Origin of the sequence: Parasynechococcus sp. (genome assembly GCF_042954325.1) — a bacterium.
Taxonomy (GTDB): Bacteria; Cyanobacteriota; Cyanobacteriia; order PCC-6307; family Cyanobiaceae; genus Parasynechococcus.
Genome location: NZ_JBGKDS010000025.1, coordinates 28,489 through 48,471, shown reverse-complemented (window position 1 = coordinate 48,471; position 19,983 = coordinate 28,489). Strand labels below are relative to the sequence as shown.

The window sequence follows — 19,983 nt, the reverse complement described above, 5'->3', positions numbered from 1 at the left end:
CTGCTTGGTCGTGAATCGACCTAAGGTTCAACGTCGCAAGCGAAAAACTCCCCTTGCTGAATCGCATCAGTGCCAACAACCTTCGGGGCGATGCCTTCGGGGGATTGACCGCCGCGGTGATTGCCCTGCCAATGGCTCTGGCCTTTGGTATTGCCTCAGGTGCCGGCGCTGCTGCCGGTCTCTGGGGGGCCGTGATCATCGGTTTGGTCGCGTCTTTGTTCGGTGGCACGCCGACGTTGATCTCTGAACCCACCGGTCCCATGACCGTGGTGTTCACCTCCGTGATCATCAGCCTGACCGCCACAGCTCCGGATCCGGAAACGGCTTTGGCAATGGCCTTTGCCGTTGGAATTCTGGCCGGCGTTTTCCAGATCCTGTTCGGTCTGTTCAGGCTGGGTCGCTACGTGACGATGATGCCCTACACGGTGATCTCGGGCTTCATGTCCGGCATCGGCATCATTCTGGTTCTGCTTCAGCTGGGGCCGTTTCTGGGCCAGGCCACGCCAAAGGGTGGGGTCATTGCCACGATCACGCAACTGCCTGCCTTGGTTCAGGGCACACGGCCTCTCGAGCTGCTTCTGGCGCTGATCACCCTGGCCATCCTGTGGTGCACGCCATCGGCATTGAAAAAAGTCTGTCCGCCTCAGCTGCTTGCCCTGGTGGCCGGAACGATTTTGTCGCTCACGGTGTTCTCCTCGGCTGAGCTGCGCACCATTCCCGAATTCGCTGCCCAGTTCCCCACTCCAAATCTCGACGGCTTCGGTGTCCTGCTGTCCGGCGGTCAGCTGCGCTTAGTGATTGTGGATGCTGCCGTTCTCGGCATGCTCGGTTGCATCGATGCCTTGCTCACCTCCGTTGTTGCGGACAGCCTCACCCGCACTGAACACGACTCCAACAAAGAATTGATCGGTCAGGGCCTGGCCAACATGATGTCGGGCTTGTTCGGTGGTCTCCCCGGAGCAGGAGCCACCATGGGCACCGTTGTGAACATCCAATCCGGTGGTCGCAGCGCGCTGTCCGGTGTCATCCGTGCTGTTGTCTTGATGTTGGTGGTGCTGCTCGCGGCTCCCTTGGCTTCGAGCATCCCCCTGGCTGTGCTTGCCGGCATTGCCATCAAGGTTGGCCTCGACATCATCGACTGGGAGTTCCTGAAACGCGCCCATCACCTGTCGATGAAGGCTGCAGTGATCACCTATGGCGTGATTCTGCTGACGGTGTTGGTCGATCTGATCGCGGCGGTCGGCATTGGTGTGTTTGTGGCCAATGTGCTCACCATTGATCGGATGAGTGCCCTGCAGTCGCGCGGCGTCAAAACCATCAGCACCACCGATGACGACGTTGAGCTTTCTTCTGCTGAGCAGGAGTTGCTTGATCAGGCCGGTGGCCGGGTGTTGCTGTTCCAGTTGGCCGGTCCGATGATCTTCGGGGTTGCCAAGGCCATCGCCCGTGAACACAACGCGATCGGCAACTGTCAGACCGTGGTGTTCGACTTATCAGAGGTGTCCCACCTGGGTGTCACCGCTGCGATTGCGTTGGAAAATGCCGTCAAGGAAGCACTGGAGGTGGGTCGCGATGTTTTCATGGTGGGAGCGTCCGGCAGCACCGAAAGTCGCCTGCGCAAGATGAAGCTGCTCGAGCGGCTGCCTGAGCAACACATCACCAGCGATCGTTTTGAGGCACTGCAACGTGCCGTCGCTCTGACTCCTGCCAATGCCTGATCGCCTCACGCTGATCGCTCCGGACGATTGGCACGTTCATCTCCGGGACGACACGATGTTGGCCCGGGTGATCCCCCATACGGCCCGGTCGTTTGCCAGGGCGATTGTGATGCCCAATCTGCGTCCGCCGATCACTTCGGTGGATGCAGCGATGGCCTACCGCAAGCGCATCCAGGCGGCCTGTCCGGACGGTTTGACGTTTGAGCCGCTGATGACGGCTTATCTCACCGATCACATTGCGCCTGAGGAACTGGAGCAGGGCTTTGCTGACGGGGTCTTCACCGCGGCCAAGCTCTATCCGGCCAATGCGACGACCAACTCAGCGGCTGGCGTGACCAGCCTGGATGGGATCGATGCGGTCTTCACCTGCATGGCGCGCATCGGCATGCCCCTGCTGATCCATGGGGAGGTGACCGATGCCGATGTGGATGTTTTCGATCGTGAAGCGGTCTTCATTGAGCGTCATCTCAGACCCTTGAGAGAACGTCATCCCGAGCTGCGCATCGTTCTCGAACACATCACTACAGAACAGGCGGTTGACTTCGTCGGTTCCGCAGATCGCAATCTCGCGGCCACAATCACACCGCACCACTTGCAGATCAATCGCAACGCGATGTTCCTCGGTGGATTGCGCAGCGACTTCTACTGCCTCCCTGTGATTAAACGGGAACGGCATCGTCTGGCCTTGCGCCGGGCTGCCACCAGTGGTGACGCACGCTTTTTCCTCGGCACGGATTCCGCTCCCCACCCCCGCGAGGGCAAGGAGACCTCCTGCGGCTGCGCTGGCATCTTCAACGCGCCCTATGCCATCGAGAGTTATGCACAGGTGTTCGATGACGAAGGAGCGCTGGATCAGCTCGAGGGGTTTGCCTCTCGCCATGGCCCCGCGTTCTATGGCCTGCCTGTGAACAGCCATGAGATCACCCTCGAACGTGTGCCCGTTGAGGTGCCCGATCGCATCGACGGCCTTGTGCCTTTCCATGCTGGCGAACACCTTCCCTGGCGAGTCGTTCGGGATCTCTGAGCGGACTGCTGTCGCTAGCGTCGAAGCACTGGGATCAGGTCAGCCATGCATGTGATCAAGTTCAGTTCGGAGGATTGCGGCACCTGCCACCGCATGTCCCATTACGACAGTGCTGTGGCCCAGGAGCTCGGCTGTGAGTTTGTGTCTGTGATGCTTCAGGACACGGAGGCTTACCGCAAATACCGCAAGATCCTGCTGAAGCAGTATCCGAACAAGGAGGGCATGGGCTGGCCCACCTATCTGCTGGTGACCGATCCCGAGGGTGAGTTCGCCATCCATGGCGAACTGAAGGGCGGAATGCCCAAGGGAGATTTCCGCAAACGACTCTCGGCCCTGCTGTCGGAGTGAGCTCGGATGGGGGCAGGGGGACTTGAACCCCCACAGCACTTGCGTGCCAACGGATTTTAAATCCGGTGCGTCTACCGATTCCGCCATGCCCCCGCGACTTCATTCTAGATTTCCATCAACTTGCCGACGACCGTGGATCCCCAGTCTCTGCTCAATTTGATATCTCAGGAGACGTTGCTGGTTCTGCTGGCCTACGGCGCACTGGGTGGTCTGTATCTCGTTGTCGTTCCCTTGGCGCTCTTCGCCTGGATGAACAAGCGCTGGCACCACATGGGCAAGCTGGAGCGGCTGGTCATCTACGGCATGGTGTTTCTGTTCTTCCCGGGGATGATCGTGTTCGCTCCCTTCCTGAATTTCCGCCTGAGCGGGCAGGGAGAGGTCTGACTTGACTCGAGCGAAGGTTTTGCTGGTCGGGCTTGCCGTGCTCGTCCTGGGTGGCGTCGGCTATGTGGCCTTTGATGCGGCTGGCTTTGAGGGGTTCTCAGCAGGCATTGCCGCCCAAGCTGTTCTGGTCCTGATCGTGATGATCTGGACGGGGTCGTATCTGTTCCGAGTGGTGACCGGTCGGATGACCTACATGGAGCAACGCCGCCGTTACCGGGGTGTTTATGACGTCAAAGCGGTCGAGGATCTGGAAGCTCGTTTCGATTCTCTTCCCGAAGAAGAGCAGCAGGCACTGCTGAAAAAGATCGGCATCAAGCCTGATCAGTCGACCGCTGACTCATAGTCTCTAGGCGTTTGACGGCAGTTGCAGGCCTCCCATCGGATCCAATGGCAGACACCATGACCACGACAGCAGGGCGCAACTCAGTGATCGGCCAGCGCTTTGAGCAGCTCAGCCGAGAGGGAAAACTCGCTCTGATGCCTTTTCTGATGGCAGGTGATCCCGATCTGGACAAGACAGCTCAGATCCTGTTGGGGCTTCAACGGGCCGGGGCTGACATGGTTGAGCTGGGAATGCCCTATAGCGATCCCCTGGCCGACGGTCCGGTGATTCAAGCGGCAGCCTCCAGAGCATTGGCTTCGGGGACAACCCCGGGCTCCGTTTTGTCGATGCTGGGGTCGTTGAAAGACCAGCTCACCATTCCGGTGATTCTGTTCACCTACAGCAATCCATTGCTTAACGTTGGCATGGAGATGTTCTGTCAGCAGGCGGCTGAGGCGGGTGCCGCTGGCCTGGTGGTTCCTGATCTGCCCTTGGAAGAAGCCGAACGGTTGGCACCGATCGCGGCGGCGCACGGTCTTGATTTAGTTCTGCTGGTGGCACCGACGACTCCGTCGGATCGGATGGTGCGCATTGCGGAACGCAGCAGTGGTTTCACTTACCTGGTGAGTGTGACCGGTGTCACCGGGGAGCGCGTGGCCATGGAAAGCCGTGTGGAGGGACTCGTGAAACGCTTGAAGCAGGTGTCGCCGGTGCCCGTTGCCGTTGGCTTCGGGATCTCCGGTGCCGATCAAGTGCGTCAGGTCCGCGGTTGGGGGGCTGATGGTGCGATCGTTGGCAGTGCGTTGGTGAAGCGCATTGCTGCGGCATCGCCTGGTTCGGAAGCGCAGGATGCGGAGCAGTTCTGTCGTGAGCTCAGAGCGGCTGCCAACTGAATCGTTGTGCAGGGTCAGAGATGCTTGCTCGACCTGCTTTTGATCCTGGTTGATTGACTGGGATCGCATCGGCAGTTTCTCCTTCAACTTGTACGCTGACGCTCAGCCAAGTGCCGATCAATGGCTCGTTTTGTCCTCTGGGGCACGTATTGCAACGATGCGCTCGAAAAGCGCACTCCGTTCCGTGATGAGCATCTCAGTCGTCTGAGTGAGCTCAAACAGTCGGGACGATTAATTACCCTCGGGCCGACCGAAGGCAGTACTCATGTGTTCGGTATCTTTGAGGCCGACAGCCGTGAGGATGTTCAGGCTCTGGTGGAAGCCGATATCTATTGGACGCAGAAAATCTGGACTCAGATTGAGGTTTATCCCTGGATCCAGGCGTTCTGAGCTTGTTGCCAGATCCAGTCGGCGACCCGCTGATCGTCGCCATCATTGAGAACGTCGCCATAGCCGCTCATTCGACCGACGCCATCGCGTGCAATGGCGGCGATCGCCTCAGGAGAGGCCACATCATTGCGTTCGAGTGCCGCCAGTTTGAGTGTTTTGCCGCGGCGAACGATGTTGCCTCCATTGACATGGCAGCCAACGCAATGGCGCTCGAAAATCGCAGCGCCTTCAGCTGAGGCCTGAAGGGTTGCTGCGTCCACCCCAGCGGGTGAAAGCAAAGCAAATCCAAGCAGCAGGACGATCACCATGGCATGGATCCGCTTGTACATCCGTTCCATCGCCCGATCCCTGGTCTGATGGCATTCTGCAGGAGCTGCCACCGCCGTCTGGGGTGACGCGGCGCCCACCGAAGGCCAGGATCACAGCAGTTGGTTGTCGGTCCGCCGATGTCTGAATCGGATCTCCTCCGCTTTCTCGACAAGGTCGATCAGCTCCAGCAACTGGTGCGCAGCCTGGAGGCACAGCCGGGACGACGGGAGTCTCTCGCAGAGTGCTCGAACCACAATCAAGTGGTGCGTCTCGCCCGATCTTGGGGATTCGAGATTGGGCGACGATGGGGGGAGCCCGACCGCGCTGGGCCTCGAGACGGCAACGTGTTTGAGGCCCTACGTGCTGAGCCGGGTCAGGAGACGTCGCTGCGACTCCATGGGGGATCCAATTGGTCTTTGGACCTCATTCGTTCCAACGCCTATTGCACCCCTGAGGAGGATTGGTTCGATCAGGAAACCCACGAGTGGGTGATGGTGCTACAGGGCAGCGCCACACTTGAGTATCAGGATTCGATTGAGGGTGTGGATCTCAGTGTCGGAGATCATCTTCACTTGCAGCCCCATCGATTGCATCGTGTGGTCCGGACCGATCCAGACCCAGGGACACTCTGGTTGGCGTTGCATTGGCTCGTTTGACCAGCCAGTAGGCCGCTGACAAGGACACCACGGCAATGCCGAGACCAACCAGGAGTTGCGGTTTGTTTTCGGCGCCGGAGGGCAGCACGATCACCTTTCGGGCCACTGCGGTCAGTGCCGTGACCAGAACCAGTTCGATCTGCACCACGTGGCGGCGAAGATAGCTGGTGATGTTCTGGAGCACTTCCAGGGCGATCAGCACCGTGAGCAGATCACCTAGGACCTTGATCAGGTCATCCCCTAACCAGGTGGCCTCTGATCCTGTTAATAACTTCGACCCCAAAGAGATCACCAGCTGAATCAAGGCTGCGGAGATCACCACCGCCGTAATCAGGGTGAGGATTCGCGCAACCTCGCGTTCGCCACCATCCACGAGTCGCAGGAATCTGTTGGCTCCTTTTGGCTTTTTGCGATTCACCGGAGTTAGTCGTTGAAGGGGTTGTAGTACGGACGAGCAGGTGTACCGGTCGTTCGTGGTTTCAGCTCCGTATCGCAGGTGATGCTCCCATCGGACGCGGTGCTGCAGTTGGTGGGGACCACTTCACTGGATTGATCGACACGACTACCGGGTCCGAGCATCCAGCCTTCACTTTGGGCAAGGGCGGCGGTTGGCATGCCGGCGGATAGTCCCAGCAGCACTCCAAGGCCGGGAAGCAGCTTGACCGGATTCATGCACTCTCAGTGAGGTCGTCCCACTTTGCCTCTGATGGGCCCTAGTTGGGAGAGTCCTGGCGGATTTCCTTGAGAAGCAGATCCAGTTGGCCGAAGGGATCGACGGCCTCTCCCTTGGCGGCATCGTCCATGGGGCTCTGGCTCCACTCCGCTTCGACGCGACAGAGTCGTGCGGCCAAAGCGGCCAGGCCCCCCTGTTTGTGCTCGTGTTCCAACACCTCCAGCAACGACGGCATCCGTGTGGACACTGCCCTGAGACTGCGGCGGAGATCGGCTTGGGTTTTGCCCTGCTGCTTCAGCCAATCTTTGAGAACTTGGGTCAGTTCGTTTTCAAAGTCAGGGGTCCAGGCGGCCATTCGGAGCAGAAAGCGAGCGGTGGTGTGGCAGTCAGCCGTGACTGGATTCCACCAAACCACTTTGGATCCCAGTTTTGCGGAGTTTGCGCAGTGCCCGTTGCACAACCTGACGGCAATATTCACGAGAACAGTTCATGTGCCGGGCCACCTCCGCCAGGGTTCTCCATTCGTTGGTGCCATCCAGGCCGAAGCGCAGCGTTACAACGGTGCGTTCTTTTGGGGTCAGATTCGCTTTGTTGAGCAGGGTCCAGACCGATGCTGAACGCTCGGCGATTTCCGCCCGTTCCATCGGTGGAAGTTCATCGCTTGGAAGCACATCCACGAGCTCACTCGGATCTGATTTGGACTTGACGACGCCCTGCAAGCTGACGGTGACGCTGCGCAATTCACAGGCGAGCAAGTCCTCCACTTCGGAGAGGGACAAGGCCATATGTTCCGATAATTGTTCAGCACTGGGGCTCAGGCCGTTGCGCTGCATGAGTCGTGCTTTGGCCGCGCGCAGTTTGGTGAGTTTTTCATTCACATTCACGGGAATGCGAATGGTCCGGCTCTGTGTCGAGAGTGCCCTGTTCAACCCCTGGCGGATCCACCAGTAGGCATAGGTTGAAAAGCGATGGCCTCGCGTTGGGTCATATTTCTCAACGGCCCTGGTGAGCCCCAGGGTGCCTTCCTGGATCAGGTCGAGGAGGTCCAGTCCTTTGCCCTGGTAGCGCTTGGCGAGATTCACCACCAGTCGGAGATTGGAGGTGATCATCTGATTTTTCGCTCGTTCACCGCGGCGAATCACGATCTTTTCTTCGTCGGTATAAATACACTCAGGCCCGCTGCCTCCGGCCAGCATGCAGCGGTCGGTGATGGCCACCATGGCCTGCACTTTCCTTCCCATCATTAATTCCTGCTCAGGTGTGAGCAGCTGGTGGCGGCCAATTTCGCCGAGAAATGCACTCAGAGAGCTCACCATCAGAATTGATTCGCTCTTTTGAAGCTAGAACCAAAGTGTTTTCTTCCTAGGGGTGTAATAAAGACTGCGGAATTTATTTTTAGTGCATGATTAATATTTTCTTCCTGAACCTTGAGAGTTTTGTTTGAGTTGTGGCCACCCAGCCGCTAGGGTCACGGCCTTCACTTGGTTTTCGGTCATGCCGTTGGCGGTTGCGCTCACCACAGACATCGCCAAAAGCGCTGGCGTTGCATACGTTCATTACGTCAGCTTCATGCTCTGTTTCGCAGCGCTGGTGGTGGAGCGTCGGTTGATCAAGCCCAACCCCGATCGCGGCGAAGCCACGGCGATGGTGATCACCGACATCGTTTATGGCATTGCAGCACTGGCGTTGTTGGTCAGCGGCATCTTCCGCGTGATCCACTTCGGCCAAGGGTCAGAGTTCTACACCCAAAACCCTCTGTTCTGGTGGAAGGTTGGCCTCTACCTCTCCGTGGGGGGTCTCTCTCTTTACCCCACGATCACCTACATCCTTTGGGCCATTCCCCTGCGTAAAGGTGAGTTGCCACAGGTCAGCGAGGGGTTGGCCAGCCGTTTGGCGTGGATCATCAATGTCGAACTTGTCGGCTTCGCCTCCATTCCCCTGCTGGCGACACTCATGGCCCGGGGTGTCGGCCTGCCGGCTGCCTGAGCGTGGAGCTTCCCTGCCCCCCGGCCGCTGACATTCGTGTGGTCGAGTCCACCGGATTGCAGCGGCCATCACGATCTGCACCGGCAGACGCTGGTCCGGGGTATTCCGGTCGTCTGGCCACAACTGCGTTCGGTGCCCCGTCCTTATCGCATTGGTGCCTGTGGATCGAGCCCCTGCCCTCGCCTCCCGACCGTTGGAGCCAGCGTTGGTCGCTCGCGGTTGAGGCCGCTCTCACCAGTTGGTCATCCTTGCTTCCAATTCAGCGTGTCGATGATCCGTCCAGGGCGCAGATCGTTGTCCGGCGCCGACGTCCCCCACGGCGTCAGACGCCATCCGGCTGGCGCGCCAGTAATGGGCGCAGCCATTTCAGTATTCGGGAGCTCACTCGGGCGGGGCGTCTGCGTCGTGAGCCCTTCATCGAGGTGTTGATCTCGCCTGGCCAGAGGCCAACAGCCTTGCAATCGACAGCGCTCCATGAATTGGGGCACGCCATTGGTCTCTGGGGACACAGTCCAAACAACGGAGATGCACTGGCTCCGTTCCAGACGGGCGATCCGGTGCTCACCCCATCGGTGTCCGATCGGACCACCCTGGACTGGATCCGCTCCCAACCCAGTCAGTTCGGTGATCTGGCTGAACCAACCGATGATCCCGCTCAGCCGCGTCTTGGTGCGCCACGTCGGGCGGCCAACACGGACTGAACCTGTCGCCAACTCACCCCATGGTGAGCGAGGGCGACCTGCATGTGGAAAATCAGATCCGCTGCTTCTCCGGCAATCTCCTCGGCGTTGTCGTCTTTGCAGGCCATCACGAATTCGGCGCCTTCCTCTCCGATTTTTTTGAGGATGCTGTTGTCGCCGCCGTCGAGCAGCTTGTTGGTGTAGCTGCCCGGTTCTGGGTGATCGCGACGTCGTTCGATCACCCTGGAGAGTTCGGTGCAGGCATCTGTGGGTGGTTGGAGGGCTGTGGGACCTCCAGAGGTGCGTGCATCACCGTCTTCATAGAAGCAACTGCGGGCTCCGGTATGACAGGCCACATCACCCGTCTGTTCGATGCTGAGCAGCAGCACATCCGCATCGCAGTCGTAGCGAACACCGCGAACGATCTGTCGATGGCCGCTGGTCGCGCCCTTGTGCCAGAGCTCCTGGCGTGATCGACTCCAGTAGTGCGCTTCCCCAGAGTCCAGGGTGGTTGCGATCGATTCTCGGTTCATCCACGCCACCATCAGGACGGCTCCATCCAGCCAGTCCTGTGCGACGGCTGGAATTAGGCCTGCTTCGTTAAAACGGAGTTGATCGATGAAGGCGGGACTCAGGGGCTGCATCAGGCCTTGGGGCACACAGGCGCAGACCTGATCCTCCCCCAGCGTGCTCCGCCCACCGTGTCCTTCCCCCGTGTCCTTTGCATCCACCGTCGCGCTTTCACTGTGATTGACCCGCCCACTGGACACACCTGCAGCAAGCACTTCGAGGGCTATCCCTGCTGCCATCGCCAATGGCGACATCCCGGACATTGCCGGTTTGTGCACGGCTATGAGCGATCGTTCACGGTGCATTTCATGGCGACGGAGCTGGATGGCTGCGGTTTTGTCGTGGATTTCTCCGGCCTGCGTCCCCTTGAGCAACAGCTCCGTGCTCAATTTGATCACACGTTTTTGGTCAATGCCGATGACCCGCTCTTGGCGGAGTGGGAGCGCCTGGATGCGCTCGGAGCCTTGGATCTCAGGGTGATGGAGAACGTCGGCATGGAGGCGTCCGCTCAGTTGGTGTGGGCCTGGTCGAATGCGTTGCTGTTGGAGCGTGATGGGGGGCGGTGCTGCTGCTGGTCGGTGGAGGCCCGCGAAAACAGCCGCAATGCTGCGCGTTATGAGCAGGTTCCCGATTGGTTTGGTGCCAAGCAGGCTTCGCTATAACTAAGTGCTCGGTTCCAGTGGTGATCAGCTGCTGGAGGAAACGGGGAAAGTTCGGTGAAAGTCCGGCACTGTCCCGCAGCTGTAAAGCGATTCAAACCGGACGTTTCGGGTTGATCGTCAGTCAGAACGCCCGCCGAGTTTGTTCGACGAGGATCGATTTTTGACTATTTCACGCCAACTGTTTCGACCGGCCCGCTCAGTGATGCTGGCGGGTCTGACCCTCGCTTTGGCTGCATCTCCAGCATTGGCTCATCACCCATTCGGCATGCCTGAGGGTGGTCAGCTGTCGCTGACGCAGGGCTTGATCAGTGGGATTGGTCACCCGCTGCTTGGACCGGACCACCTGTTGTTTCTTGTGGCTGTTGCGCTCGTGGGCTGGGCCCAGCCACGGCGTTGGATGCTGATGCTGCTGGCCGTTGGTTTGCTTGGCAGCGGCATCGCACAGGTTGTTCCCCTCGCCGAGTCGTTGACTCCTTGGGCCGAAGCGGCCGTGTCCCTGACATTGGTCCTGGAGGGTCTTGTGATTCTCGAGAAGCTGCCCGTCATCAGCCTGCTCCCAGCAATCGCTCTGCACGGTTATCTGCTCGGGGGCACCATCGTTGGTGCTGAGCCCACTCCGCTGCTCGGTTATGGGCTTGGCCTTCTGCTGTCCCAGGGGGCCGTCCTGCTGACGGCGGTCTCGATCTCCCGCGGGCTTCAGAGCTGGATCGGTGAACACAACCGTCAGCTTTTGGCAGCGGTTTGGATCGGGATCGGTTCCGCCTTCGCGTGGTCGATTCTGATTCCCTGACGGCTGAATCAATGGTGATCCCGCTCTGGAAAAGAACTCTCCTTGAGGCCTTCGGGACGGGATTCTTGGCCTTCACGGTCGGTCGGCTCAGCAGCACTGAGTTCAACGGCTTTGAACAAGCGGTTTCCATTGGCCTCTGTCTCGCCCTCTTGATCCATTTGCTGGGCCGTTTCAGTGGCGCCCATTTCAACCCTGCAGTAACGCTGCTGCTCAACCATCAACGATTCGGGGTGAAGGCCTTCACCACCAGAGCCGGACTGGTCGAGATTGGGGCCTATGGATCGGCACAGATTCTGGGAGCCTCAATCGGCCTCGGCTTCAATCCACCGGGCATGGCACCGGACGCTGTCCAGCTCGGAGGATTGACCTCCGAGCTGATCTTCACTGTGGTGTTGTTCGCTTTGATTCTGCGTTGGAGCAATGAAGGCAAGATTTGCCCGGTTGCTCAACCGATGGCAGGTCTGGTGATCGGGGCTGGTCTGAGCCTGCTGGTGTTGTTGGGCGGTCTGACCCAGTCCGGCATCTACAACCCCGCCATGGCGATTGCCTTCGGTCTCCATGGCACCGACCGTGTCGGGCTTGTGATTGTTGATCACATGGTTGCGGTGGGTCTGCTGCTGTTGGCGGAACACTTCTGGAGGCCCTCAACGGAGTGAACGCCGTTCGTGTTGTGCGGAAGCCTGAGTCTGGTGGGCTGAATTGTTGAACCAGGGCACATGGATGTGGTGCGAGATCAAGTTGATCTCTGCCGAAGACTATTCCCAGGGCCGGTGTGTTTCTTGCTGGACCGGTTGGGCTGTTTTAAATGTTTCCGGTCAGTCACATCTGGCTTTTGTCACCATTCAGAGTTTGGGCTAAGTTGAATGTATCTGGTGATGTGATTATGTCTGGATTTCGTCTGTTCTCTTTTGTTCCATTCGTCGTTGGCTTGCCTGTGCTGATGGCACAGGGTGTTGATCAAGAGATGCACGAGCGTTGTCTCGCGGCGGCAGATTATTCCGGATGTATTCGGGCGAATACAAGCACCATTCCCGCGGGGAGCGTTGGGGGGTCACAGGCGGGTGAAGAGTGTGATTCCAAAGGTGTGTGTGTTGCGAAGCCTGGCAATGATCAGCTTGGACTGCCCAAAGTGGTCGGTTGGTTCTATCGGTATAAACCTGCTGATAACACTGTGTTTTACTGGGCGCCACAGAGCAAGCGTGTTCCACATAAGGGTCAGCCAAGTCGCTATGTAGCGATCGAAACTGTCCTGCATTACTATCAACAACCTGTGGCGGCAAAGCCTGGTTACTACAGAGAGATTTCGCCGGCTAAAACAACATGTACTCCCACGTATGGCGGTGGGAAATGGGTGAATGGAATTTGGAGGCAAAATCCTACGGGGCAGAGTTGTACGACATCATCTGCTCAGCAGATTTGGGTGGCGGGTACGCCAGGGATCCCCGGAGGACCCCGCTCGATCAAAACTGTTGAAGTTCGCGACTGTAAAGACATGACCCGAGCGTCTTATCAGCAAGGTCGCCTGAGGGGGAATTGGTCAAAAATTGTCGGCTCAGATCGACAGAACACCCGCAAGGTCTGCAAACAAGGGTCCCAGCTCGACGTTTTAGCGATGAAGCTCTAGGGCGATTCAAGGGCCCACGCTTTGATGGCTGTTCTGCGGTACGAACCCGAGCAGAGCATTTTCGAGGCTCTGCTCAGTCTTCGTTGGGTCGATCGTCCTTAGCTGAGTTTGATCCCCTCAGAATTCAAGTCAACTTTGATGGACTGCCCTTCGCTGTAACGGCCAGACAAGATCGCTTTGGCGATGGGTGTTTCCAGGTTCCGCTGAATGGCTCGTTTCAGCGGACGCGCGCCATAAACAGGGTCATACCCCGCGGTGGCCAGCCAGTCGGCGGCCTCATCGCTGAGATCAAGATCGAGTTTGCGTTGCACCAGCCGCGCCCGTAACCGCTCCACTTGAAGGGTCACGATTCGGCGGAGTTCCGCCTGGTCCAAGCTGCGGAAGATGATCCGATCATCGAGCCGATTGAGAAATTCAGGCCGGAAATGGGCACTGAGAGCTTCATTCACCCGGGTTTCCATCGCAGCATGCTGCTCGGGATCGCCGGCCAGCTCCAGGATCGACTGGCTGCCGATGTTGCTGGTGAGAATCAGCACGGTGTTGGTGAAGTCCACCGTGCGGCCCTGCCCATCGGTGACGCGTCCGTCATCAAGGATCTGCAGCATCACGTTGAACACATCCGGGTGGGCCTTCTCCACCTCGTCAAAGAGGATCACGGCGTAGGGCCGGCGCCGCACCGCTTCGGTGAGTTGCCCGCCGGCCTCGTAGCCGACGTAGCCGGGAGGTGCTCCGATCAACCGGCTGACGCTGTGCTTCTCCATGTACTCCGACATGTCGATGCGCACCATCGCCTCATCACTGTCAAAAAGACGGTTGGCGAGGGCCTTCGACAGCTCCGTTTTGCCAACACCGGTGGGGCCGAGAAACAGGAAGCTGGCAATGGGACGGTTGGGGTCGCTCAGCCCTGCTCTGGAGCGTTGGATGGCATCCGACACCGCGGTGACGGCTTGGTTCTGGCCAATCACGCGTTGGTGCAGGTCATCCTCCAACTGCAGCAGTTTCTCCATTTCGCTCTGCACCAGCCGCGCCACCGGGATTCCGGTCCACTTGGCGATCACCTCGGCGATGTCGTCCTCGCTCACTTCTTCGCGCAGCAGGCTCTTGTCGGAACCGTCTTCCTGGGCCAGCTGAGCCTCTTTCTGCTGAAGCTGGGTCTGGAGGTTGGCCAAGGTTCCGTATTCGAGTTCGGCGGCCTTGTTTAGGTCGTAGTTCCGTTTGGCCTGTTCCACCTGCAACTGCACGCGTTCGATCTCTTCCTTGAGTCCGGAGAGGTCATCGATGGCCCCTTTTTCTTGCTGCCACTGGGCATTCAGGGAACTTTGCTGTTCTCCGAGTTCCGCTAATTCCCGTTCGATTCGTTGAAGCCGTTCCTGGCTGGCGCTGTCAGATTCACGCCCGAGGGAGAGCTTCTCCATCTCCAACTGCAGGATCTTGCGATCGATTTCATCGATCTCCTCCGGTTTGGAGGTGATCTCCATCTTCAGGCGCGCGGCCGATTCATCCACAAGATCGATGGCCTTGTCCGGCAGAAAGCGGTCAGCGATGTAGCGGCTGCTCAACACGGCAGCAGCCACCAGGGCACCGTCGGCGATGCGGACGCCATGGTGCACTTCGTAGCGCTCCTTGAGACCGCGCAGGATGGAGATCGTGTCTTCCACTGTGGGTTGATCCACCAGCACTTGCTGGAAGCGTCGCTCCAGTGCAGGATCTTTTTCGATGTGTTGGCGGTGTTCATCCAGCGTGGTGGCCCCGATACAGCGCAGCTCTCCACGGGCCAACATTGGCTTGAGCAGATTGCTGGCGTCCATGGCGCCGCCGCTGGCGCCGGCTCCCACCACCGTGTGGATCTCATCGATGAACAGAACAATTTGCCCTTCCGAGGCCGTGACCTCTTTGAGCACCGCCTTTAGCCGTTCTTCAAATTCACCGCGGTATTTGGCGCCGGCGATCAGAGATCCCATGTCGAGGGCGATCAGCTGACGGTTTTGCAGGGCTTGGGGGACGTCGCCGTTGACGATGCGCTGGGCCAGGCCCTCAACAATGGCGGTTTTACCCACGCCGGGTTCTCCAATCAGCACTGGGTTGTTTTTGGTCCGACGGCTGAGGATCTGAATCGTGCGTCGGATTTCGTCATCCCGGCCAATCACGGGATCCAGCTGACCATCCCGGGCTGCTGCGGTCAGATCCCTGCCGTACTTCTCCAAGGATTCGTAGGTGCCTTCAGGGCTCTGATCCGTCACCGTTTGGTTACCACGCACCGCTTTGATCGCCTCGATGAGTTTGTTGCTGTCGACGCCGGCTTGGCTGAGCAGCTGTCGTCCGCAGCGATCATCGTCGGCCAGGGCCAGCAACAGATGTTCGATGGCGATGTAGCTGTCACCGAAGCCATCACGCCGTTCGGCGGCCCGATCGAAGCAGAGATTCAGCGCTCGGCCGAGGTAGACCGACTCCGGTGCGCTGGTCAGACTGGGCTGACTCTCGAGGTGCGTCTGAACGGAGGAGGTCAGCGTGCTGGGGTCGACCCCGAGTTTGCTGAGAATCCGACTGGCCAGGCCGTCCTGCCTGAGCAGAGCGAGGAACAGATGCTCGGTTTCCAGTTGCTGATGGCGTGAGCTCTGGGCCAACGACTGTGCGGAGACGATGGCGGCCCAGGCTTGTTCGGTGAACTGTTCAGCCGTGGGTTGCATCGCAGAGGAAAATCAATTGACCAAACCGTATGGCTGTTGACGCCGGTTCAGGGCAAGTCAACCGAAGCGAATGGTTCGGTCTGCCCCCCGCCGTGCGGTCAACCGGCTCGGTTTTTAGAGTTCTCCGATCCCTGTGGTGTCGATGACAACTCCTGATCCCGTCGTGGTGGCAGCGCTTGTGGAGAAGTCTTTGGGGCTTTTGGCGACTGCCCGTGGAGAGCTGGAGCGTTGCTGTTGGATGGTGGTGCATGAGCACCATCACGGTGTCAGGCCCAGCGAGTACGACATTCGGGAGATTGATGAGGCGCTCTATTTGGCTGTGCTGGAGGAAGCACGACGCAGCGTGACATGAGAGTCGTTTACAAAGCGAAATAAAGTCGTTAACATTGGTGAAGTCCTTCGGAGGTGTGATGACTGATTATTCCGCTGCCATTGCCGGCCTCGCCGTTGTCACGCTGGTTCTCACCTCTGCTGTGGTGTTTGCGCTTTGCCGACCGAGCGATCTTCCAGCACTTCCCAGTGATCGCTGAGAGCTATGACCTTCAGCCTTGATCTGATCATCAATCTGGCCGCCGGGCTCACCTCACTGGTCGGTGCTATTTCAATCGCCTGGCTTGTCTCAACCGATCGTCTTGCGTCTCAGCAGAACTGAGTCAAGATCTGAAGCCTTTGGGGGGAGTTCTGCGGCTTGAGGCGTCCTCCAGTAAGGAACGTCGCTCGTTGGGATGCCCGACGTGAGGGGCAATCTCAACACCAGCTCCCTTCATCTGCTGAAGCCAGTGCTCTTCCTGTTCTGAACCGGTGTCTGCAGCGAGATAACCCTCAAGGGCTTTGGCACCTTCCTCCGTCCGACAGAAGTACAGGGTCCCGGGTCCACAGCGTTTTGATGTCATCCCCCGGGACCGGCGCTTGTCTTGTACATCCGCCCACAACCGACCCTGACTGGCCGTCATGTAGGCATTCAGATCGGCAACGTCGGTCTCTTCCATCAGCGCCATGCTGGTTCCATCGATGAAATCGCTCAACAACGTGACTGTTGCCGTCATTGGTTCAGACGTGGCGTGCGGATTGCGTTGATTTGGCTGTTGTCGAACCAGGTTTGAAGCCTGCAGTTTTGTTCATCCAGCTGAAGATCCTGTTCGGTGATGGCAAAGCCATAGCGCTGAGCCACGTCCATGAGGTCACGTGAATCCTCGCAAAGCCGAACATCGCGTCTCAGCCTGCTGCTGTGATCAATGGAATGGAGGAAATCGTTCAGGCCTTCTCGGGACATGAATCACCACCCTTGTTCCGCTTGTTGTTCCACGTAGGTGGCAACCGCAATGATCTCCTCTTCGGTCAATTTGTCGGCGTAGGCGGGCATGGCATTTTTTCCATCCTCGATTTGATGTTCGATGGCTTCCAGCGGGGTTTGTCCATATTCCTCGAGGTGTTCATTGAGATCTCCGATCTTCAGCGTTCGGCTGGCTTGAATCACGTTGCCGCCGCCCATGTGACAAGCCGCACAGTTGCTGGCGAAGATCTGCTCACCTTGCTCAAGGGAGTCCGTCGTCAGGGCATGGCCCGCTGGTGCCAACCACAGAGCGGCGATCACGACGATCGAGGCGAACAACTGGGGGAGACGTCTCATGGGCAGAGCTGCATGGTCTCCACGCTATCGATCTCCACGTCCAAATGAAACAACCGCAGGCTGTGAGTGCAACATCACAACCTGCGGTTTTGTTGGTTCAGCGTTGAGCGCTCAACGGGTTCAGCCAGGGAGTCCCTTGATCTGACTCAGCTGAGGATCATTCGACGATGACTTTGCCGACCATGCCAGCACCACGGTGGGGCTCGCAGTAGTAGTCATAGGTGCCAGCGGCAGAGAAGGTCTCTTCCCAGGATTCGCCGGGGGCGAAGGCCAGATCAGAGTGACTCAGTTCGTCGTGGCCCTCAAAAACAGCGTTGTGGGGGGCCAGCTTGTTGTTGATGAACTTGACGGTGTCACCGGCACTGATGGTGACGGTGCTGGGTTCGAAAGCGAGCATGCCGGCATCGGTGCCCAGCTTCACTTCGACAGTTGCAGCCTGAGCGGAACCAACGTTGAGGCCGATCAGCATCAGGAGGGCGCAGCAAGCAGCTGCAAGCGTGCGAATCACGGACCGCATTGGGATCTAGTGGTTACTCAAATATTACGACTGCTTCTGGGCTGGCCGCGATTGGGCAGCCCAGAATCGATAAGAACTGTTTCCAGGGTGGGAGTGTGACTGGTCCCGCCAAAGCGCTCGGGTGAAGTGACTGGCTCGTGAATGAAGTGGCGTTGCCGAATGCTGAAGCGATCCCAGGCGTTGACTTCGATCGGTAAAACCCGGATCAGGGTTTCGATCAGCCATGGCCACAGCGGGATGCCAGGTGTGCGGCGCACGCCGCGCCAGCGGCAGAGCGTTGCCACAGCCTCGTCAACGCTGATGTTGGGCTGCCCCATCACGATGCGACGCAATGCTCCCTGTCCTGGTTCGCGATTCGCCGTGTGGGGATGCGTGGCCAACAGCCCGCAGATGCGAGCGATGTCTTCAGCATGGATGAAATGGAAGCTGGCATCGGCGCGAAGCCAGCGGGCCAGCCAGAGCCAACGGCTCACGTCCGAGAGCCCTTGCGTGAGGTAGCTGGTGGGGAAGGGGCTGGTGCCATCCACTCGGCCGCCGAACACAAGCGTTGGGAAAACGGCAATGATTCGATCGGCCAGGGGATGTTGTTCCAGATCCTCCAGGCATTTGGCTTTGGTTTGGATGTACTCCGTTCCGTAGGCCAAAGCCTCCGGTAACGGACGCAGGTCACGGTCAAGAATGCTGGCCGTGGAGAAGTAAATGATCTGCTCCACCACGGCAGGGTTCAACAGCTGAAGCATTCGCTTCACTGCCACAACATTGACCTGGTGGGCCCGTTCTGGATCCCCCCAGGCCGTAGCGGTGTGAATGACCCTGGTCACCGTGGCCAGATCAGCAATGAAACGGTCCGTTTCCCTGAGATCGCCGACAAGCAGTCGAATCCGTGGGTGGTCAGCCGGCACAGCAGTGAGCTTTGCCGGGTCCCTCAACCAGAGCAGAAGCTCTGCATCGGAGTTGTCCAGCAACCACCGCGAGACGTATTGACCGACGCAGCCGCTGGCGCCGGTGACCAGGATCCGGCTCAAGCGACTGCCCCAAGGCGATCCATCACGCTCTTGCCGGAGCGGAAGAAGGCCGCACCGTTCTCTTCAGGTGTCCCCGGGAGGATGCCATGCCCCAGGTTGAGGATGTGCTTCCGGCCACGGGCCTTGCGCACGCAGTCATCGATGCGGGCTTCGATCGCTTCAGGCGTGCCAAACAGCAGGCCGGGGTCAACGTTGCCCTGCACACCGATGTGTTCCGGCAGCCTGGCCAGTGCCTCGGCCATATCCACGGTCCAGTCCAGCGAAATAATGTCGACGCCGGTGGTTGCCATGCGCTCGATCACACCGGCGCTGCCGGAGATATAGAGGATGAACGGGGTGTCGGGGTGGGTCTTCTTGACCAGGTCAACCACCTTCTTCTGGTAAGGAGCGGCAAAGGTGTCGTAATCCGCCGGGCTCAGTTGGCCCGCCCAAGAATCAAACATCTGCACAACCTGGGCTCCGGAATCGATCTGATAACGGAGATAGTTGGCGATCGATTCGGCGAAGTGGTCGAGCAGCTTGTGCAGGAGCTCAGGCTCCTGGAACGCCATGGCCTTGATCACCGCGTAATTTTTGCTGCTCTTTCCTTCCACCACATAGGCGGCCAGGGTCCAAGGAGCACCGACGAATCCAAGAACAGCGGCTTCATTGCCGACGCTCTGGCGCAGTCGACCCAGCACTTCACCCACGAAGGGCATGGATTCCGCAGGATTCAGCGGGCGGAGAGCATCCACCTGGGCCATGGTGCGAATCGGATCACCGATCTGAGGGCCTTTGCTCTCGATGATGTCGAAATCGATGCCCATGCCCGGCAGGGGCGTGAGGATGTCGGAGAACAGGATCACGCCGTCGGGCTTGAAGGCGTGGTACGGCTGCATGGAGATCTCGTAGGAGAGATCCGGATTTTCCGAGCGTTCGCGGAAGCTGGGGTACTTGTCCCGCAGGTCCCGGTAGATCTTCATGTAGCGACCGGCCTGGCGCATCATCCACACAGGTGGACGCTCCACTGATTCACCACGTGCGGCACGCAGCAGAAGGGGCAGGGAGTCGCTCATCAAGCCGGTTCGGATCAGCCGGAAACCTACCCGAATCGGG

Annotated in this window: 29 protein-coding genes, 1 tRNA gene and 1 riboswitch; of the genes, 16 read left to right on the top strand and 14 right to left on the bottom strand. The window is 58.9% G+C overall.

Translation table 11 applies throughout. The features are described 5' to 3' along the window. Positions 1–53: 53 nt before the first annotated feature. The 3 genes from ACGVKB_RS04090 to ACGVKB_RS04080 are packed head-to-tail and all read left to right on the top strand — an operon-like array spanning position 54 to position 3,090. Entirely contained in the window at positions 54–1,718 is a 1,665-nt protein-coding gene (locus ACGVKB_RS04090) for a SulP family inorganic anion transporter (protein WP_392350006.1), read from the top strand. Beyond that, a complete protein-coding gene (pyrC, locus tag ACGVKB_RS04085; protein WP_392350005.1) occupies positions 1,711–2,742 on the top strand; it encodes a dihydroorotase in 1,032 nt (343 codons plus the stop codon). The genes ACGVKB_RS04090 and pyrC overlap by 8 nt, the downstream gene beginning before the upstream one ends. Positions 2,743–2,787: 45 nt before the next feature. Continuing rightward, positions 2,788–3,090, top strand: coding sequence for a TlpA family protein disulfide reductase (locus ACGVKB_RS04080; RefSeq protein ID WP_392350004.1), 303 nt, complete (start codon positions 2,788–2,790; stop codon positions 3,088–3,090). A 7-nt stretch (positions 3,091–3,097) separates the two neighbouring features. Here ACGVKB_RS04080 and ACGVKB_RS04075 read toward each other — a convergent pair. After that, positions 3,098–3,183 (bottom strand) — tRNA-Leu (locus ACGVKB_RS04075). Between the two features lie 39 nt (positions 3,184–3,222). On the opposite strand from ACGVKB_RS04075, the gene ACGVKB_RS04070 reads away from it, so the two are divergent. From ACGVKB_RS04070 to ACGVKB_RS04055, 4 genes are all read left to right on the top strand, one after another. Further along, positions 3,223–3,474: an NAD(P)H-quinone oxidoreductase subunit L gene (locus ACGVKB_RS04070; RefSeq protein ID WP_392350003.1), complete on the top strand. Its 252-nt coding sequence runs from the start codon at positions 3,223–3,225 to the stop codon at positions 3,472–3,474. A 1-nt stretch (position 3,475) separates the two neighbouring features. Beyond that, entirely contained in the window at positions 3,476–3,817 is a 342-nt protein-coding gene (locus tag ACGVKB_RS04065; RefSeq protein ID WP_392350002.1) for a DUF3007 family protein, read from the top strand. Between the two features lie 56 nt (positions 3,818–3,873). Further along, entirely contained in the window at positions 3,874–4,689 is an 816-nt protein-coding gene (gene trpA / locus ACGVKB_RS04060; RefSeq protein ID WP_392350001.1) for a tryptophan synthase subunit alpha, read from the top strand. A gap of 120 nt (positions 4,690–4,809) precedes the next feature. Then, complete coding sequence (locus ACGVKB_RS04055) at positions 4,810–5,079, top strand: YciI family protein (RefSeq protein WP_392350000.1); 270 nt, start codon at positions 4,810–4,812, stop codon at positions 5,077–5,079. Here the strand turns inward: ACGVKB_RS04055 and ACGVKB_RS04050 are convergent. Continuing rightward, positions 5,055–5,408 (bottom strand): c-type cytochrome, encoded by a 354-nt coding sequence (locus ACGVKB_RS04050; RefSeq protein ID WP_392350028.1) that lies wholly within the window; start codon positions 5,406–5,408, stop codon positions 5,055–5,057. The two genes, ACGVKB_RS04055 and ACGVKB_RS04050, sit on opposite strands and share 25 nt — an antisense overlap. A gap of 117 nt (positions 5,409–5,525) precedes the next feature. Between ACGVKB_RS04050 and ACGVKB_RS04045 the strand changes: the two genes are divergently transcribed. Then, complete coding sequence (locus ACGVKB_RS04045) at positions 5,526–6,044, top strand: Nif11 domain/cupin domain-containing protein (RefSeq protein WP_392349999.1); 519 nt, start codon at positions 5,526–5,528, stop codon at positions 6,042–6,044. On the opposite strand, the gene ACGVKB_RS04040 is transcribed toward ACGVKB_RS04045, so the two are convergent. Genes ACGVKB_RS04040 through ACGVKB_RS04025 form a run of 4 tightly spaced genes read right to left on the bottom strand, consistent with a single transcriptional unit; the run spans position 5,938 to position 8,033 of the window. Next, on the bottom strand, positions 5,938–6,462 hold the full coding sequence (locus tag ACGVKB_RS04040) for a phosphate-starvation-inducible PsiE family protein (protein WP_392349998.1): 525 nt from the start codon (positions 6,460–6,462) through the stop codon (positions 5,938–5,940). The two genes, ACGVKB_RS04045 and ACGVKB_RS04040, sit on opposite strands and share 107 nt — an antisense overlap. Before the next feature lie 5 nt (positions 6,463–6,467). Further along, on the bottom strand, positions 6,468–6,716 hold the full coding sequence (locus ACGVKB_RS04035; RefSeq protein ID WP_392349997.1) for a hypothetical protein: 249 nt from the start codon (positions 6,714–6,716) through the stop codon (positions 6,468–6,470). A 41-nt stretch (positions 6,717–6,757) separates the two neighbouring features. Then, the gene (locus ACGVKB_RS04030; RefSeq protein ID WP_392349996.1) at positions 6,758–7,072 is read right to left on the bottom strand and encodes a hypothetical protein; all 315 of its coding nucleotides are present in this window, start codon (positions 7,070–7,072) and stop codon (positions 6,758–6,760) included. A gap of 31 nt (positions 7,073–7,103) precedes the next feature. Continuing rightward, positions 7,104–8,033: a sigma-70 family RNA polymerase sigma factor gene (locus ACGVKB_RS04025; RefSeq protein ID WP_392349995.1), complete on the bottom strand. Its 930-nt coding sequence runs from the start codon at positions 8,031–8,033 to the stop codon at positions 7,104–7,106. A gap of 178 nt (positions 8,034–8,211) precedes the next feature. Here ACGVKB_RS04025 and ACGVKB_RS04020 point away from each other — a divergent pair, with 178 nt between their 5' ends. Together ACGVKB_RS04020 and ACGVKB_RS04015 are read left to right on the top strand one after the other, a co-directional pair. Continuing rightward, entirely contained in the window at positions 8,212–8,703 is a 492-nt protein-coding gene (locus ACGVKB_RS04020; protein ID WP_392349994.1) for a DUF2214 family protein, read from the top strand. A 38-nt stretch (positions 8,704–8,741) separates the two neighbouring features. Beyond that, on the top strand, positions 8,742–9,404 hold the full coding sequence (locus tag ACGVKB_RS04015; RefSeq protein ID WP_392349993.1) for a peptidase: 663 nt from the start codon (positions 8,742–8,744) through the stop codon (positions 9,402–9,404). Here ACGVKB_RS04015 and hisIE read toward each other — a convergent pair. After that, the gene (gene hisIE, locus ACGVKB_RS04010; RefSeq protein ID WP_392349992.1) at positions 9,359–10,027 is read right to left on the bottom strand and encodes a bifunctional phosphoribosyl-AMP cyclohydrolase/phosphoribosyl-ATP diphosphatase HisIE; all 669 of its coding nucleotides are present in this window, start codon (positions 10,025–10,027) and stop codon (positions 9,359–9,361) included. The two genes, ACGVKB_RS04015 and hisIE, sit on opposite strands and share 46 nt — an antisense overlap. Positions 10,028–10,129: 102 nt before the next feature. Between hisIE and ACGVKB_RS04005 the strand changes: the two genes are divergently transcribed. The 4 genes from ACGVKB_RS04005 (at position 10,130) to ACGVKB_RS03990 (ending at position 13,029) form a co-directional block, all read left to right on the top strand. Next, positions 10,130–10,615: a 6-carboxytetrahydropterin synthase gene (locus tag ACGVKB_RS04005; protein WP_392350027.1), complete on the top strand. Its 486-nt coding sequence runs from the start codon at positions 10,130–10,132 to the stop codon at positions 10,613–10,615. Further along, positions 10,608–10,768, top strand: a riboswitch (cobalamin riboswitch). (Overlaps the previous gene by 8 nt.) 49 nt (positions 10,769–10,817) lie before the next feature. Then, complete coding sequence (locus ACGVKB_RS04000) at positions 10,818–11,405, top strand: HupE/UreJ family protein (RefSeq protein ID WP_392349991.1); 588 nt, start codon at positions 10,818–10,820, stop codon at positions 11,403–11,405. After that, on the top strand, positions 11,384–12,061 hold the full coding sequence (locus ACGVKB_RS03995; protein WP_392349990.1) for an aquaporin: 678 nt from the start codon (positions 11,384–11,386) through the stop codon (positions 12,059–12,061). Before ACGVKB_RS04000 ends, ACGVKB_RS03995 begins: the two co-directional genes overlap by 22 nt. 149 nt (positions 12,062–12,210) lie before the next feature. After that, the gene (locus ACGVKB_RS03990; RefSeq protein WP_392349989.1) at positions 12,211–13,029 is read left to right on the top strand and encodes a hypothetical protein; all 819 of its coding nucleotides are present in this window, start codon (positions 12,211–12,213) and stop codon (positions 13,027–13,029) included. A gap of 98 nt (positions 13,030–13,127) precedes the next feature. On the opposite strand, the gene clpB is transcribed toward ACGVKB_RS03990, so the two are convergent. Continuing rightward, positions 13,128–15,716: an ATP-dependent chaperone ClpB gene (gene clpB / locus ACGVKB_RS03985; protein ID WP_392349988.1), complete on the bottom strand. Its 2,589-nt coding sequence runs from the start codon at positions 15,714–15,716 to the stop codon at positions 13,128–13,130. A 142-nt stretch (positions 15,717–15,858) separates the two neighbouring features. Between clpB and ACGVKB_RS03980 the strand changes: the two genes are divergently transcribed. Together ACGVKB_RS03980 and ACGVKB_RS03975 are read left to right on the top strand one after the other, a co-directional pair. After that, the gene (locus tag ACGVKB_RS03980) at positions 15,859–16,068 is read left to right on the top strand and encodes a hypothetical protein (protein ID WP_392349987.1); all 210 of its coding nucleotides are present in this window, start codon (positions 15,859–15,861) and stop codon (positions 16,066–16,068) included. A gap of 37 nt (positions 16,069–16,105) precedes the next feature. Continuing rightward, positions 16,106–16,246, top strand: a complete 141-nt coding sequence (locus tag ACGVKB_RS03975) for a hypothetical protein (protein ID WP_392349986.1) — start codon at positions 16,106–16,108, stop codon at positions 16,244–16,246. Between the two features lie 123 nt (positions 16,247–16,369). Here the strand turns inward: ACGVKB_RS03975 and ACGVKB_RS03970 are convergent, their stop codons facing one another. The 6 genes from ACGVKB_RS03970 to hemE all read right to left on the bottom strand — a co-directional run bounded on the left by ACGVKB_RS03970 (position 16,370) and on the right by hemE (position 19,943). Continuing rightward, positions 16,370–16,762, bottom strand: coding sequence for a hypothetical protein (locus ACGVKB_RS03970; RefSeq protein ID WP_392349985.1), 393 nt, complete (start codon positions 16,760–16,762; stop codon positions 16,370–16,372). Then, entirely contained in the window at positions 16,759–16,989 is a 231-nt protein-coding gene (locus tag ACGVKB_RS03965; RefSeq protein ID WP_392349984.1) for a Nif11-like leader peptide family natural product precursor, read from the bottom strand. The genes ACGVKB_RS03970 and ACGVKB_RS03965 overlap by 4 nt, the downstream gene beginning before the upstream one ends. 3 nt (positions 16,990–16,992) lie before the next feature. Beyond that, complete coding sequence (locus ACGVKB_RS03960; RefSeq protein WP_392349983.1) at positions 16,993–17,346, bottom strand: c-type cytochrome; 354 nt, start codon at positions 17,344–17,346, stop codon at positions 16,993–16,995. Between the two features lie 157 nt (positions 17,347–17,503). Next, a complete protein-coding gene (gene petE / locus ACGVKB_RS03955; protein ID WP_392349982.1) occupies positions 17,504–17,863 on the bottom strand; it encodes a plastocyanin in 360 nt (119 codons plus the stop codon). A gap of 17 nt (positions 17,864–17,880) precedes the next feature. Then, a complete protein-coding gene (locus tag ACGVKB_RS03950) occupies positions 17,881–18,888 on the bottom strand; it encodes an NAD-dependent epimerase/dehydratase family protein (protein WP_392349981.1) in 1,008 nt (335 codons plus the stop codon). Next, entirely contained in the window at positions 18,885–19,943 is a 1,059-nt protein-coding gene (gene hemE / locus ACGVKB_RS03945) for a uroporphyrinogen decarboxylase (RefSeq protein WP_392349980.1), read from the bottom strand. Before hemE ends, ACGVKB_RS03950 begins: the two co-directional genes overlap by 4 nt. Positions 19,944–19,983: the final 40 nt, after the last annotated feature.

Coding starts and splice junctions, on each gene's coding strand:
- ACGVKB_RS04080 (WP_392350004.1), top strand. CDS start 2,788: ATGCATGTGATCAAGTTCAGTTCGGAGGATTGCGGCACCTGCCACCGC.
- ACGVKB_RS03980 (WP_392349987.1), top strand. CDS start 15,859: ATGACAACTCCTGATCCCGTCGTGGTGGCAGCGCTTGTGGAGAAGTCT.
- hemE (WP_392349980.1), bottom strand. CDS start 19,943: ATGAGCGACTCCCTGCCCCTTCTGCTGCGTGCCGCACGTGGTGAATCA.
- pyrC (WP_392350005.1), top strand. CDS start 1,711: ATGCCTGATCGCCTCACGCTGATCGCTCCGGACGATTGGCACGTTCAT.
- ACGVKB_RS03990 (WP_392349989.1), top strand. CDS start 12,211: ATGTTTCCGGTCAGTCACATCTGGCTTTTGTCACCATTCAGAGTTTGG.
- ACGVKB_RS04035 (WP_392349997.1), bottom strand. CDS start 6,716: ATGAATCCGGTCAAGCTGCTTCCCGGCCTTGGAGTGCTGCTGGGACTA.
- ACGVKB_RS04000 (WP_392349991.1), top strand. CDS start 10,818: ATGCTGGCGGGTCTGACCCTCGCTTTGGCTGCATCTCCAGCATTGGCT.
- hisIE (WP_392349992.1), bottom strand. CDS start 10,027: ATGCAGCCCCTGAGTCCCGCCTTCATCGATCAACTCCGTTTTAACGAA.
- ACGVKB_RS04025 (WP_392349995.1), bottom strand. CDS start 8,033: ATGGTGAGCTCTCTGAGTGCATTTCTCGGCGAAATTGGCCGCCACCAG.
- ACGVKB_RS03965 (WP_392349984.1), bottom strand. CDS start 16,989: ATGTCCCGAGAAGGCCTGAACGATTTCCTCCATTCCATTGATCACAGC.
- trpA (WP_392350001.1), top strand. CDS start 3,874: ATGACCACGACAGCAGGGCGCAACTCAGTGATCGGCCAGCGCTTTGAG.
- ACGVKB_RS03960 (WP_392349983.1), bottom strand. CDS start 17,346: ATGAGACGTCTCCCCCAGTTGTTCGCCTCGATCGTCGTGATCGCCGCT.
- clpB (WP_392349988.1), bottom strand. CDS start 15,716: ATGCAACCCACGGCTGAACAGTTCACCGAACAAGCCTGGGCCGCCATC.
- petE (WP_392349982.1), bottom strand. CDS start 17,863: ATGCGGTCCGTGATTCGCACGCTTGCAGCTGCTTGCTGCGCCCTCCTG.
- ACGVKB_RS04020 (WP_392349994.1), top strand. CDS start 8,212: ATGCCGTTGGCGGTTGCGCTCACCACAGACATCGCCAAAAGCGCTGGC.
- ACGVKB_RS04055 (WP_392350000.1), top strand. CDS start 4,810: ATGGCTCGTTTTGTCCTCTGGGGCACGTATTGCAACGATGCGCTCGAA.
- ACGVKB_RS04030 (WP_392349996.1), bottom strand. CDS start 7,072: ATGGCCGCCTGGACCCCTGACTTTGAAAACGAACTGACCCAAGTTCTC.
- ACGVKB_RS03970 (WP_392349985.1), bottom strand. CDS start 16,762: ATGACGGCAACAGTCACGTTGTTGAGCGATTTCATCGATGGAACCAGC.
- ACGVKB_RS04050 (WP_392350028.1), bottom strand. CDS start 5,408: ATGTACAAGCGGATCCATGCCATGGTGATCGTCCTGCTGCTTGGATTT.
- ACGVKB_RS04045 (WP_392349999.1), top strand. CDS start 5,526: ATGTCTGAATCGGATCTCCTCCGCTTTCTCGACAAGGTCGATCAGCTC.